Here is a 12,471-nt window from a genome sequence, read left to right on the forward strand (position 1 = left end):
CAAATTTGCTAAATTCCCTTTTTATTTGCCAAAATTTGGCTCGTAGCTCAAAATTTCACAAATCTTTATCATTTTATTACCAAATAGCGTTAAAATTTCCCCAATCGCTTTGGCGAAATTTTTAATGGAGGCTAAAATGCTAAGATACGCCATAATCTTCCTAATCATCGCAATCGTGGCTGGAATTTTCGGCTTTGGCGGGATCGCTGGCACAAGCGCAGGTATTGCGAAAATCCTGTTTTTTGTCTTTCTTGTGCTTTTTGCGATTTCATTTATTTTTAAGCTCATCAAACGCTAATTTACGAAGCCTTTGCGCTTCGTAAATTTGGCGTGTAACTTAAAATTTATCCTTACTTCGCTACAATCACGCATTAAATTTCAAAGGTTAATCATGCAAAGTCTAGCGCTAAAATTTCGTCCCAAAAGCTTAAATGAAATTCTAGGTCAGAAAAAAATCGTGGAGCTTTTTAAAAAATTTATCGCCTCTGGCAAAATTCCGCATAGTATATTTTTCGGCGCGGCAGGGTGTGGTAAAACCACTATGGCGCGCGTGCTCGCAAGCGAGCTGAACTACGATTTTTACGAGCTTGACGCCACGAGCCTAAAAGTCGAAGATATCCGCAAAATCCTATCTACGCACTCTGGCGTGCTAGCCAAACCGCTGATTTTCATCGACGAAATTCACCGCCTAAGCAAAACCCAGCAAGAGGTCCTCTTAATCCCTATGGAAAATTATGAAGCGATAATAATCGGCGCTACCACGGAAAATCCGCAGTTTGTCATAAGCTCTGGGATTCGCTCTCGCTCGATGATTTTCGAGTTTGAGCCTTTGGGAGCGCAGGAAATGAGCGAGCTTTTTGAGCGGGTACAGGGCGAGCTGGGCTTCGCGTGCGATGATGATGCCAGAGAGTATCTCATACACACTAGCGCAGGGGACGGGCGAAGTCTTTTAAATTTGCTCGAATTTGCGATTTTGGCTGATAGTAAAATCTCTCTCGATACTCTAAAAACACTGCGCGCGAGTGCCGTAGCACAGGGGGTAAGCTCGGACGATACGCACTACGAGCTAGCAAGCGCGATGATAAAAAGCCTGCGTGGAAGCGACGCCAACGCTGCCCTATACTATGTGGCGCGCCTAATCGAGGCTGGCGAGAGCGCGGATTTCATCGCTAGGCGCATGGTAATTCTAGCTAGCGAAGATATCGGCAATGCCAATCCAAATGCCCTAAATATGGCGGTTAATACACTTTTGGCAGTCAGCAAAATCGGCTACCCAGAAGCTCGCATAATTCTAGGACAATGCGCGGTGTATTTGGCACACTCACCCAAATCAAACTCCGCTTACAACGCCATAAACGAGGCTTTGAAATTTGTGAGAGAGGGGGAAATTTTGCCTACGCCAAGGCACTTGATAAATTCGGACAAAGAGATCGCAAACTACCTTTATCCGCACGATTTCGGTGGCTGGGTGGAGCAAGAATACACTAGCGCGAGAGTGAAATTTTATCACAGCAAACAAATCGGCTTCGAAAAAACGCTAGATGAGTGGCTTAAAAAGATAAAGGGTGAAATTTAAATTTTACGCAAAATTTAGCATAGAATTTTACAAATTTATCATTGCAAAAGCGATATTTTGGCTTTTATATATTTTTTTATCTTTAATCTTTGCTATTTTCTTGCTATAATCCTTGTAAAACCGCAGAAAATGGGACTTGAAATGTTTTTGGTCATTTTGTTTTCTATCATCTTATTTCTTTTGATAAAAAAATATGGCTCTTTGGTTTTTGCGCTGTTTTTAGCCCTTTTTGGTGGCGAGTATGATACGGATTTTTAACCCTACTATGCGTTAAGCTCTCGCTTTTGTGAGTTGTTGTAAAATTCCTTATTTTGGTAAAATTTCACTTTTTTGATACAATATAAGCGTAATAAGTGGCAGATATACTATGTGGTCGTGTTGCGCCGTTTAAATAGTGCCATCGCGAGTTCAACTCTCGTCACCATTTATTACCTTTGAAATTTTTATTAAAGCTTTATGTTGAATTAAGACTGCGATTGCCACCCAAAAGTAGCCACTTTGGGTAAGTTCAGCCCTTTTGTTAGGGTCGCGGGTATAGGTCTTTACCGCAAACATAAATGCCAAGAGCTTGGCTAGCTCTTTTAAAATCTAAGAGTTGATGGCGGTAACATAGTAGTCCGGGCAATCCCTTTAAAAGCAGGATAAGATTGCGTATTGTAGGTGCGAGTCCTACTAAATTTTATATAATCTAAATAAGCAAAGCAAAGGCGTAGCCAAAGCAGAGCAAATTCATCATACAAAGGCAAATTTATGGAAAATGTCGCGTTAGGACTTTTATATGCGTTTATCATAATCGGCTTAATTTCATGGGTGGTGAAAAAGTTTTTTGATTTGCCGACTGGCTGGTCAATTTTAGGCTTTTTGGCTCTTTTGGGCGGTTGTAGCGAGTAAAAACTTGTTTTAGCCTTTCGATGAGTTCTTTGAAATAAGCGCAAATTATCCAAAAATAAAATTCAAGCTTAGTGTTTCGTGGAATTTGAAATTTTAAAATTTTGTAGATTTATGCCTTGCAATGGCAAATTTTCGCCACGCAAGGCATAAAAGGCACATTTACGCCATAGCTTCGGCGCGGGCTAGAAGCTCTTTTGCCCCTTTGGCGATAAATTTATCGGCAAAATCTGCGCCGATTTTTTGCGCCATTTTCGCATCGATTTCTGCGCGTGCAAGGCAGAGTTTATCCTCGATAAACTCGCTTCCATCAGGCAGTCCTACGACCGCGCGCACGATCACGCTATCATCTGAGATTTGCGCATTTACGCCGATTGGCACTTGGCAACCGCCCTCCAATCTCGCCACAAACGCCCTTTCTAAATTTGTCGCAAGCACGCTGTTTTCGTCGTTTATGAAATTTAAAATTTCGAGCAACTCTTTTTTGTTGGCACACTCAATCCCAAGTGCGCCTTGACCCATTGCAGGCACCATTTCATCGAGTTCGAAGGTATAAACATGCGCCACTTCGGCCCTTAAATTTAGCCTATTAATCCCAGCCATTGCCAAAATTATCGCGTCAAATTCGCCGTCTTTTAGCTTTTTGAGGCGTGTTTGGACATTTCCGCGAAGCGAAATAATCTCTAAATCAGGGCGCATTTTTAGTAGTTGCATTTTGCGACGAAGGCTTGTGGTGCCGATTTTCGCACCCTTTGGCAGGTCGCTAAATTTAGCGTATTTTTCGCTAATCATCGCGTCCCTTTCGTCCTCCCTAGCGCCGATTGCAGCCAAAACTAGACCCTCGGGGAAGATAACCGGCACATCTTTTAGGCTATGCACGGCTAGGTGGGCTTCGCCTCGGAGCATACACTCTTCGAGTTCTTTGGTAAATAGTCCCTTGCCACCGATTTTTGCAAGCGGTGTGTCTAAAATTTTATCGCCCTTGGTTTTCATGCTTTTTAGCTCGACCTTAACTCCGTGTTTTTGCTCGATTAGCGATTTTATGTGTTCGCTTTGCCACAAAGCTAGCACGCTTCCGCGGGTGGCTATGATTAAATTTTGCATTTATTCTCCTTTTTTCTCTTCGATGATTTCAGCGTCGATTATATCGTCGTTTGCGTGGTTTTTGGGTCTGTAATGGGTGCTGTTTTGCGCGCTATAATCGCTGCTGTTTCGATAAAATGTGTCGTTTTTGGAAGCGGGGTTTTTCAGGTATAAAATCACCGCTGCTACTAGCAAGCAAACGCCCAAAATATCGCTGAGTATGAGTGGCACACACAGCGCAAAACCAGCCGCGACAAAGCCAAATTCACTCAAAATATATTTTGGCGTGATACGGGCGAAATTTGCCAAATTTACCATTGGGCGTTTTGTCATCAAAAATAGCCCCAAAATCGTGCTGGCAAGGACTTCGATGACAAAAATCACAAATCCGTTTGCGTGCAAAAAATGGTATGTGATTATCATTTCTAGCACCAAATACGGAAGTATCAAAAACCTAAACATTTCTATCCTTGCTGAAATTTAAAGCGCCAATTTTATCAAAAGCTTTCTAAATTTTCTATTTTTTGCATTAGCGCTTCGCACGATTTAGCGATATCGTCATAACAGCTCTCAAAATCGCGCGTGTAGTATGGATCTGCGATGATTTTTTGCGATTTTGGCGCGTTTTGGCCTACCGCAAATTCGAGCAAGAATTTTACTTTTGGCGAATTTTGCCCAAAAATTCGGGCAAGAGCGCGCATGTTTTCTTCGTCCATACACAAAATCAAATCAAATTTTTCAAGATCAGCTTTTGTGATTTGCGTGGCGGTGTGAGCCATGAGAGGCACGGCCTTTTCGCGTAATACTCGCTTGGTTTCGTAGTAGGGCGCAGAGCCGATTTCATCGGTGTGAGTGGCTTTGGAATCGCAATGAATTTTATCCTGCAAACTGCGAATTTTTACTAAATTTTCCATGACGGCCTGTGCCATTGGCGAGCGACAAATATTTCCGTGACAAACGAATAAAATTCTCATTTCTGCCCTTTATTGCGTGATTATGTCGTAGTGATTAGGGATATTTGGCGCGAAAATTTTCTCGTCTATTTTCTCGTTTTTGCGCACGCTTTGCAGATTTATGACGACTTTGTTATCGAGTTTGTCGGTGTATGAGATCTGGCTAGGGGCGTCGTTTTGGGTAGTGATGAAGTATTTCACGCCGTCAAGCTCGGCTTCGTAAGCACCTGATTTGTTTTGTTTCGCGCCAGATAAAATCGCCACTAAATTCGGCGTTTCTTTGATATTTGTGATGATAGCTTGCTCCAAATCAGGCTCTATGACCGTAACCTTTGTGAAGCTAAAAAATATATTTTTTTTCGTTGGGCTTGTGTAGTGCCACACGGCATGCTCTTTGGTCGCGCTAAAATCGCCTGTGTAGTTGATTTTGGCGTCTTCGCTTTGGACGCTTTGGGTGAAATTTGCGCTTAGAGTGTCGAATTCGAGCGGATTTGCGAGCGAAAAGATAGCGCAAAACGCCAATGCAAAAACAGATTTTTTCATATCTCAAACCTCTTTAAATTTAAAATTTTGCGTTATTATAGCTGTTTTTATTAAGTTTAATTAAATAAAAACTAAAAATATGGTAATATGTTCGGTTAAAATTTTAAAATGAAGGTTTGAAATGTTTAAAAGAGTAGTTAGAGGGATTTTTGGCACGAAAAACAATCGTGTGGTCAAACAATACGCAAAACGCGCAAAAGAGATAAACGCGCTAGAAAAAAAATACGAAGCACTCGATGATGAGGCGTTAAAGGCTGAATTTAACGCACTTAAAGAGCAAATCCAAAAGGGCGAAACGACAACTGATAAAATTTTATATGATGTTTTTGCTATCGTCAGAGAGGCCTCAAAAAGGGTGCTAAATATGCGCCATTTCGATGTCCAGCTAATCGGCGGTATGGTTTTAAACGACGGCGCGATAGCTGAGATGAAAACAGGCGAGGGAAAGACGCTGGTCGCAACTCTTCCTGTGGTTTTAAATGCTATGAGTGGCAAGGGCGTGCATGTCGTGACGGTCAATGACTACCTAGCCAAACGCGATGCCGAGCAAATGGGCGTTTTGTATAATTTCTTGGGTTTAAGCGTTGGCGTAGTAGTCGGTGGCGAGTATAACGATACTAAGCGCAAAGAGGCTTACGCTTGCGACATAACTTACGGCACAAACAACGAATTTGGCTTTGATTATTTGCGTGATAATATGAAATTTAGCAGCGAAGACAAAGTGCAAAGAGGTCATCATTTCGTAATCGTCGATGAAGTCGATAGTATTTTAATCGACGAGGCTAGAACGCCACTAATCATCTCAGGCCCTACAAACCGCACACTTGATGGCTATGTCAAAGCAAACGAAGTAGCCAAACAAATGGTGCAAGGCCAGGCGCCAGATGATCCAAAAGAGAAGCCAACTGGCGATTTTATCCTAGATGAAAAAAATAAAAGTGTGCTAATTACCGAAGCAGGTATCGCAAAGGCTGAAAAACTCTTTGGCGTAGATAACCTATACAAGCTTGAAAACGCCGTTTTAAGCCACTATTTAGACCAAGCATTAAAAGCAAATTATATATTTAAAAAAGATGTCAATTATGTCGTGCGTGACGGACAGATAATCATCGTAGATGAATTTACAGGCAGACTAAGCGAGGGGCGTCGTTTTAGCGAGGGCTTGCACCAAGCACTAGAAGCCAAAGAGGGCGTGCAAATCCAAGAAGAGAGCCAAACCTTAGCTGATATTACATTTCAAAACTATTTTAGAATGTATGAAAAACTAGCAGGCATGACCGGCACAGCCCAAACTGAGGCGACTGAGTTTTCTCAAATTTATAAATTAGAGGTCGTTTCAATCCCTACAAATATCCCAGTGCAAAGACTAGATCAAAACGATTTGATTTACAAAACAGAGCGCGAGAAATTTAACGCCGTAATCGAGGAAGTAAAAAGGCTAAACAAAAAAGGTCAGCCAGTCTTAGTGGGCACCGCGTCGATCGAAAAATCAGAGTTACTTCACGAACTTTTGGTTAAAGAAAAAATCGCTCACTCTGTGTTAAATGCCAAAAACCACGAAAAAGAGGCACAAATCATCGCCGAAGCCGGTGCAAAGGGCGCTGTAACAATCGCTACAAATATGGCGGGTCGTGGTGTAGATATCCGCATAAATGATGAAGTCAGGGAGCTTGGGGGGCTTTATATCCTAGGCACAGAACGCCACGAAAGCCGCCGTATCGACAACCAGCTCCGCGGTCGCTCAGGTCGTCAAGGAGATCCAGGCGAGAGTAGATTTTATCTGAGCTTAGAGGATAATTTGCTTCGAATTTTTGGTAGCGATAAGATTAAAAATATTATGGAGCGTTTGGGTTTGCAAGACGGCGAACATATCGAGTCGAAAATGGTCTCTCGTGCCGTAGAAAATGCGCAAAAAAAGGTCGAGAGCCTGCATTTCGAGGCTAGAAAACATATCCTAGAATACGATGATGTCGCAAACGAGCAGAGAAAGACGATTTATAAATACCGAAACGAGCTTTTGGATAAAGAATTTGACCTAAAAGACAAAATTTTGCAAAACCGCGAAGAGTATATCGCAAGTGTGCTAGATGATTTGGAGATTTTCGACGGAGATGAGAAGGAAAAATTCGATTATGAGGCGATAATAAACCGCATTTTAAACGATACTGGCGAGATGCTAGATGAGGCGAATTTGAAAAATGCTAATGATTATGGCGAGTTAAAAAGCGTGATTGTAGAACAACTTCAAAACTCTTACGAGGAAAAAATGAGCCAAATCGATCAGGCTCAGCGCAAAGAGATCGAAAAAATGCTTTATCTACAAATCGTAGATCGCGACTGGCGTGAGCATTTATACCAAATGGACACCCTAAAAACGGGCATTGGGCTAAGGGGATACAATCACAAAGACCCGCTAACCGAGTATAAAAAAGAAAGCTACAATCTCTTTATGGAGCTTGTTTTGCGCCTAAAAAGCGATAGTATCCGCACTTTGCAACTAATTCGTTTCAAAACCCAAGAAGAAATCGACGCCGAAAGAGAGGCTATGCAAGAGCAAATGCGTAGCGAAGCGCAGAACGAAATAAACGAAGCTAACACAAATGAAGATGAAATTTCAAATTCAAGCGAAAATTCAAATTCGAGTGAAAATTCAAATTCGAGTGAAAATCAAAGTGCGGAAAATAGCGAATTTTCGCTAGGCGCGAAAAAACCTAAACGAAACGACCCATGTCCATGCGGAAGCGGTAAAAAATACAAAGACTGCCACGGTAAAGGTGGCCCTAAAAAAGGCGGTTTTGCAAGGTAACTTGCAAACGCCTAATTTCAAAATTCACAGGGCAGACTTTGATAAAATATCTACTTTTTAAATATTTGCGTTTCGACAAATCTCAGCCATTTATCACGCTTTCTGCGATTTTGGCGTTTTTGGGCGTGAGTATTGGACTAATGGTGCTAATCATCGCAATGGCGATAATGAATGGTTTCGATAAAGAATTTCAACGCAAACTCTTTACGATGAACTATCCTATCACGATACACAGCCAGTTTCGTGGCGGTATCACAAACGATGATGTCGAAATTTTAAAGGGTGATTTCCCAAATTTAAAATTTAGCCCATATATCAGCTCGCAAGTCATCGCCAAAAACGGCGATAGATTAGAGGGTGGGATAATCTTTGGCGTAAATTTGGCTGATGAAATTCAAATAAACTCAGTCGTCGCACAGGGGGCGAAAGACGCGAATTTGAGTGAATTTGGCATTATGGTCGGTAAGGGCATAAAGGACGAATTTATGCTGGATATGGGCGATAAAATCACAATGATTTTTACCAAAAACGACCCAGGCGGATTTGCGCTGATTCCTAAAATGAAGCGATTTGAGGTGCGCGCTAGCTTTGATTCTGGTTTGATTGCTTATGATAAGGCGTATTCTTACGCGAGCGTGGGCGATTTAGCGAAAATTTTGGGCTATGACGAGGGGCGATATGACGGGGTGCATGTTTTCTCAGACGATCCATTTAAGGACTTAGAAATCATTAAAGAAAATCTTCCGCCGAGCGCGCGCGCTGTTGGTTGGTGGCAACAAAACGGCAACTTTTTCTCAGCCCTTGCGCTTGAAAAACGGGCGCTTTTTTTGGTGCTTTTGCTAATAATCTTAGTGGCTAGCTTAAATATCGTTAGTTCGCTTTTGATGACCGTGATGAATCGTCGCCAAGAAATCGCGCTTTTGCTTAGCCTTGGAGCGAGCAAAAAAGAGGTGAAAAAGACATTTTTCTCGCTTGGGGCGACGATTGGCGGAAGCGGAATAATCTTTGGCCTTATTTTGGGGCTTTTTGGGGTTTGGTTGCTTGGAAATTTCGATATCATCGACCTGCCAGCCGATGTTTATGGAAGCAGCAAACTGCCTATGGAGCTCTCATTTAGCGATTTGATTTCTACCGTGGTAGGAGCTGTGATAATAGTAGCGCTCTCATCGTGGTATCCAGCCAAAAAGGCCACCGAAGTCGATGTTTTGCAAACTTTGCGTAATGAATAATTTAAATTTAATAAAGGAGAATTTATGAAAAAGTTAATTTTATGCGCCCTAGTGGCTGGGTTTTTTATCGGTTGTGCTGGCACGAAAGAGCCGGGCGTGAGCGAGAGCGCGCCAATCGAGCAGAAAAAAATCGAGCCAAATTTCAACCAAAATAGCGCTGGTTGCACCACAGGCTGCATGGACGCTGTAATCAAAGCCCAAGAAGCAAACAAAAATATAAAACGATAAATTTCAATGGTAGTTTTTTAACTACCATTTCCACTTAAAATTCCCAAATTTAGCCCAAAAATAAATCTGATTTTTATTAAATTTAAGGTAAAATTGAAGCTTAAATTTTTATTTAAAGGTTTTTTATGACTTTAATCGACGGAAAAGCGATAAGCGCAAAGGTCAAAGAAGAGGTAAAAATCGCAGCCGCAGGGCTTAGTGCGAAGGGTGTAACTCCGGGGCTTGCGGTGATTTTAGTGGGCGAGGACAAGGCTAGTGCTACTTATGTGGCTAGCAAAGAAAAGGCGTGCGTAGCGTGCGGGATAAATTCTTACCCATATCATCTAAGCGCGCAAACTGCCGAAACTGCGCTATTAGAGCTAATTGATGAGCTTAATGCTGATGAAAATGTCGATGGCATACTTGTCCAACTTCCACTTCCAAAACACATTGATACAAATAAAATTTTAGAAAAAATCGATCCTAGCAAAGATGTCGATGGATTTCACGCTGTAAATGTCGGCAGGCTAGTTAGCGGATTAGAGGCTTTTGTGCCATGCACGCCACTTGGCATTATGCGACTTTTGGCTGAATACGGCATAGCGACAAACGGCGCAAACGCTGTGGTAATTGGCAGAAGCAATATAGTCGGCAAACCTATGGCAAATTTGCTTTTAAACGCGAATTCTACCGTTACTATCACACACTCTCGCACTAAAAATTTAGCCGAAATTTGCTCGCAGGCTGATATCTTAGTCGCAGCGATTGGAAAGCCAAATTTCGTAACCCCTGACATGGTAAAAGATGGCGCAGTGGTCATTGATGTAGGCATAAACCGCCTAGAAAACGGCAAACTAACTGGCGATGTGGATTTCGACGCAGTCGCGCCTAAATGCTCATTTATCACGCCAGTTCCTGGTGGCGTGGGTCCTATGACCATAGCAATGCTACTTCAAAACACAATCACATCGGCGCGCAACCGCCTAAAAAGAAGCAAATAAATGAAATTTTTAGGTTCGCTTTATCGCTTTTCATCTAGCTGGATTGGCACGATTTGCATTGTGCTTTTTATCATACTTTTTGTGGCGCAAGCTTTCGTGATTCCAAGCGGATCGATGAGAGTTACGCTTTTAGAGGGTGATTTTTTGTTTGTGAAAAAATTTAGCTATGGAATACCAACTCCTCATATCCCATTTATCGAGGTTCCAGTAGCCCCAGATAACGACGGAGACGGACATTTAATCCAAGGCAAACGCCCAGCTCGTGGTGATATCGTGGTATTTCGCTATCCAAAAGACGAGAAAATTCACTATGTCAAGCGAAATTTCGCCGTTGGTGGAGATGAAGTGATTTTTGATTTAGATAATTTCTACCTCAGACCAAACGAGGGCGATGAATTTATAGAGCAAAACTACGATAAAAGCGATATTGTCATCTTAAACGGACAAAAATATGTCAAAGAGCCGTATAAATTCAAAGGCATAAACTACAATCCGCATTTTAGAAACGCCATGCGGGCAAGCATGCTTGGAAATTTAGAGCGCAAAAGCCTAGCAATGCGCCCTATAATGGTGGCTGAGAGCGAGAAGGTCTATGAATACGGCGGTGTGAAATTTAACGCATTTTATATCAAAGTTCCGCAAGATGAGTTTTTTATGATTGGCGATAACCGCAACAACTCGGGCGATAGCAGGTATTGGGGCACCGTGCCGTATCGCCTAATCGTAGGCAAGCCGTGGTTTACTTATTTTAGTATCGACCCAGATAAAAAAATCCGCTGGGAGAGAATAGGGCGTTTCATCGATACGCTTCAAAGCGATGAGAGCTTGATTTATGAGCAAAAGTAAAGGGAAAATATGCAGGTAAAAAAGGTTTTTGTTGCGGGCGATCACGCTTCGCCGGCTGTGAAGGAAGAGGTCAAAAAAATAATCGCAAATTTGGGCTATGAGTTCGAAGATTTAGGCACAAATGACGCAAATATCAGCGTGGATTATCCTGATTTCGCGAAAATTTTGGCTGATAAAATTTTGGCTGAAAGCAAAAATTTAGCTAGCGCAAACGGCGAGCAAAACAGCGAAGATAGCACAAAATTTGGAATTTATGGAATTTTAATTTGTGGCACAGGCATTGGGATTTCGATTGCGGCAAATCGCCATGCACATATTCGTTGCGCGCTTTGCCACGATAGCTTAACTGCTAGGCTTTGCAGGGAGCATAATAACGCAAATGTGCTTGCATTTGGCGCAAGAGTGCTAGGAATCGCCGAGATTGAGGATATGATAAAGACATTTTTTAGCACAAATTTTAGCGGTGGCAGACACGAAAGACGCGTGAATAAGCTAGGCGTGATTGCCTGCGATATGAGCGCAAAATAGGGCGAGATATGATAGTAGTTTTTGAAATTTTAAGCTTTGTTTTGGCTGTATTGTTGGTGCTTTCGATCCGTAAAAATATGAAAATTTACGATAAATTGGCAAAATGCGAAGACGAAATTTCAAAACTAAAAGAAAATCAAGAAAAGCTAAAATCTGCGTTGGAGCTCAGCATACAGGCCTTGCAAAGCGACGAAGCAGAAAAGTTAAATTTAAGATTGCAAAATGCAAAATTATTAAAGGATAGAGGATGAAAACTTTAAGCAATGATGATAAAGCTTATCTTTTTAAATCATTAAGGACTATCGAGGATTTCCCTAAACCTGGGATTTTGTTTTACGATGTAACGACACTTTTGGGCGATAAAAAGGCATTTAGCTTTTTGCTAGATCATCTCGTAGATCGCTACAAGGATTACGAGCTTGATTATATCGTAGGGATTGAGAGCAGGGGATTTATCTTTGGTGCGGCACTTGCGGCTAGGCTAAATTTGGCTTTCGTGCCGATTCGCAAACCAAAAAAACTTCCATATATCACCATTTCGCAAAAATACTCTCTCGAATACGGCTTCGATCAAGTTGAAATGCATGTCGATGCCTTTGACGCAGTCGCAAACGCGCAAAACCGCAAAGCCAGAGTGCTTTTAATCGACGATTTAATCGCTACTGGTGGCACTGCCAAAGCCGCGCTTGATTTGATTGCACAAACAAACGCCGATTGCGTGGAAGCGTGTTTTTTGCTAAATTTGCGCGCATTAAACGATCTGGGCGAATTTGAAGCAAGAACGAAAGTTTATTGCGTTTTAGAGGCTTAG

At 42.0% G+C, this 12,471-nt stretch carries 16 protein-coding genes; 12 read left to right on the forward strand and 4 right to left on the reverse strand.

Going from position 1 to position 12,471, the window contains the following annotated elements:
* The first annotated feature begins 124 nt into the window (after positions 1-124).
* The 4 genes from OFO12_RS03320 to OFO12_RS03335 all read left to right on the forward strand — a co-directional run bounded on the left by OFO12_RS03320 (position 125) and on the right by OFO12_RS03335 (position 2,467).
* Positions 125-298 carry a DUF1328 domain-containing protein gene (locus tag OFO12_RS03320; RefSeq protein WP_442867994.1) on the forward strand — a complete coding sequence of 58 codons (174 nt, stop codon included), beginning with the start codon at positions 125-127 and terminating at the stop codon, positions 296-298.
* Between the two features lie 93 nt (positions 299-391).
* Positions 392-1,576, forward strand: coding sequence for a replication-associated recombination protein A (locus OFO12_RS03325; protein ID WP_270869458.1), 1,185 nt, complete (start codon positions 392-394; stop codon positions 1,574-1,576).
* Positions 1,577-1,633: 57 nt separating this feature from the next.
* Positions 1,634-1,834: a hypothetical protein gene (locus OFO12_RS03330; protein WP_270869459.1), complete on the forward strand. Its 201-nt coding sequence runs from the start codon at positions 1,634-1,636 to the stop codon at positions 1,832-1,834.
* A 492-nt stretch (positions 1,835-2,326) separates the two neighbouring features.
* Entirely contained in the window at positions 2,327-2,467 is a 141-nt protein-coding gene (locus OFO12_RS03335) for a hypothetical protein (protein WP_270869460.1), read from the forward strand.
* 159 nt (positions 2,468-2,626) lie between these two features.
* Here OFO12_RS03335 and hemC read toward each other — a convergent pair whose 3' ends face one another.
* The 4 genes from hemC to lolA are packed head-to-tail and all read right to left on the reverse strand — an operon-like array spanning position 2,627 to position 5,043.
* Positions 2,627-3,568 carry a hydroxymethylbilane synthase gene (gene hemC / locus OFO12_RS03340; protein ID WP_270869461.1) on the reverse strand — a complete coding sequence of 314 codons (942 nt, stop codon included), beginning with the start codon at positions 3,566-3,568 and terminating at the stop codon, positions 2,627-2,629.
* Positions 3,569-4,009: an FxsA family protein gene (locus OFO12_RS03345; RefSeq protein ID WP_270864987.1), complete on the reverse strand. Its 441-nt coding sequence runs from the start codon at positions 4,007-4,009 to the stop codon at positions 3,569-3,571.
* A 35-nt stretch (positions 4,010-4,044) separates the two neighbouring features.
* A complete protein-coding gene (locus OFO12_RS03350; protein WP_270869462.1) occupies positions 4,045-4,521 on the reverse strand; it encodes a low molecular weight protein-tyrosine-phosphatase in 477 nt (158 codons plus the stop codon).
* A 9-nt stretch (positions 4,522-4,530) separates the two neighbouring features.
* Positions 4,531-5,043, reverse strand: coding sequence for a LolA-like outer membrane lipoprotein chaperone (lolA, locus tag OFO12_RS03355; RefSeq protein WP_270864989.1), 513 nt, complete (start codon positions 5,041-5,043; stop codon positions 4,531-4,533).
* A gap of 121 nt (positions 5,044-5,164) precedes the next feature.
* Here lolA and secA point away from each other — a divergent pair, with 121 nt between their 5' ends.
* From secA to apt, 8 genes are all read left to right on the forward strand, one after another.
* Positions 5,165-7,849 (forward strand): preprotein translocase subunit SecA, encoded by a 2,685-nt coding sequence (gene secA / locus OFO12_RS03360; protein WP_270869463.1) that lies wholly within the window; start codon positions 5,165-5,167, stop codon positions 7,847-7,849.
* Between the two features lie 38 nt (positions 7,850-7,887).
* Positions 7,888-9,078, forward strand: coding sequence for an ABC transporter permease (locus OFO12_RS03365; RefSeq protein ID WP_270858822.1), 1,191 nt, complete (start codon positions 7,888-7,890; stop codon positions 9,076-9,078).
* A gap of 24 nt (positions 9,079-9,102) precedes the next feature.
* Entirely contained in the window at positions 9,103-9,306 is a 204-nt protein-coding gene (locus OFO12_RS03370) for a hypothetical protein (RefSeq protein WP_270858823.1), read from the forward strand.
* 125 nt (positions 9,307-9,431) lie between these two features.
* Positions 9,432-10,286: a bifunctional methylenetetrahydrofolate dehydrogenase/methenyltetrahydrofolate cyclohydrolase FolD gene (folD, locus tag OFO12_RS03375; protein ID WP_270869464.1), complete on the forward strand. Its 855-nt coding sequence runs from the start codon at positions 9,432-9,434 to the stop codon at positions 10,284-10,286.
* Positions 10,287-11,132, forward strand: coding sequence for a signal peptidase I (lepB, locus tag OFO12_RS03380; RefSeq protein WP_270869465.1), 846 nt, complete (start codon positions 10,287-10,289; stop codon positions 11,130-11,132).
* 9 nt (positions 11,133-11,141) lie between these two features.
* Complete coding sequence (locus tag OFO12_RS03385) at positions 11,142-11,660, forward strand: RpiB/LacA/LacB family sugar-phosphate isomerase (RefSeq protein WP_270869466.1); 519 nt, start codon at positions 11,142-11,144, stop codon at positions 11,658-11,660.
* Between the two features lie 8 nt (positions 11,661-11,668).
* Positions 11,669-11,911 carry a hypothetical protein gene (locus OFO12_RS03390; protein ID WP_270858827.1) on the forward strand — a complete coding sequence of 81 codons (243 nt, stop codon included), beginning with the start codon at positions 11,669-11,671 and terminating at the stop codon, positions 11,909-11,911.
* Positions 11,908-12,471: an adenine phosphoribosyltransferase gene (apt, locus tag OFO12_RS03395; RefSeq protein ID WP_270864995.1), complete on the forward strand. Its 564-nt coding sequence runs from the start codon at positions 11,908-11,910 to the stop codon at positions 12,469-12,471. Before OFO12_RS03390 ends, apt begins: the two co-directional genes overlap by 4 nt.

It is taken from the genome of Campylobacter sp. JMF_04 NA10 (genome assembly GCF_027737655.1).
Classification (GTDB): Bacteria; Campylobacterota; Campylobacteria; order Campylobacterales; family Campylobacteraceae; genus Campylobacter_B.

Coding starts and splice junctions, on each gene's coding strand:
- OFO12_RS03390 (WP_270858827.1), top strand. CDS start 11,669: ATGATAGTAGTTTTTGAAATTTTAAGCTTTGTTTTGGCTGTATTGTTG.
- apt (WP_270864995.1), top strand. CDS start 11,908: ATGAAAACTTTAAGCAATGATGATAAAGCTTATCTTTTTAAATCATTA.
- OFO12_RS03325 (WP_270869458.1), top strand. CDS start 392: ATGCAAAGTCTAGCGCTAAAATTTCGTCCCAAAAGCTTAAATGAAATT.
- OFO12_RS03350 (WP_270869462.1), bottom strand. CDS start 4,521: ATGAGAATTTTATTCGTTTGTCACGGAAATATTTGTCGCTCGCCAATG.
- OFO12_RS03345 (WP_270864987.1), bottom strand. CDS start 4,009: ATGTTTAGGTTTTTGATACTTCCGTATTTGGTGCTAGAAATGATAATC.
- folD (WP_270869464.1), top strand. CDS start 9,432: ATGACTTTAATCGACGGAAAAGCGATAAGCGCAAAGGTCAAAGAAGAG.
- OFO12_RS03335 (WP_270869460.1), top strand. CDS start 2,327: ATGGAAAATGTCGCGTTAGGACTTTTATATGCGTTTATCATAATCGGC.
- secA (WP_270869463.1), top strand. CDS start 5,165: ATGTTTAAAAGAGTAGTTAGAGGGATTTTTGGCACGAAAAACAATCGT.
- OFO12_RS03385 (WP_270869466.1), top strand. CDS start 11,142: ATGCAGGTAAAAAAGGTTTTTGTTGCGGGCGATCACGCTTCGCCGGCT.
- OFO12_RS03320 (WP_442867994.1), top strand. CDS start 125: ATGGAGGCTAAAATGCTAAGATACGCCATAATCTTCCTAATCATCGCA.
- lolA (WP_270864989.1), bottom strand. CDS start 5,043: ATGAAAAAATCTGTTTTTGCATTGGCGTTTTGCGCTATCTTTTCGCTC.
- lepB (WP_270869465.1), top strand. CDS start 10,287: ATGAAATTTTTAGGTTCGCTTTATCGCTTTTCATCTAGCTGGATTGGC.
- hemC (WP_270869461.1), bottom strand. CDS start 3,568: ATGCAAAATTTAATCATAGCCACCCGCGGAAGCGTGCTAGCTTTGTGG.
- OFO12_RS03370 (WP_270858823.1), top strand. CDS start 9,103: ATGAAAAAGTTAATTTTATGCGCCCTAGTGGCTGGGTTTTTTATCGGT.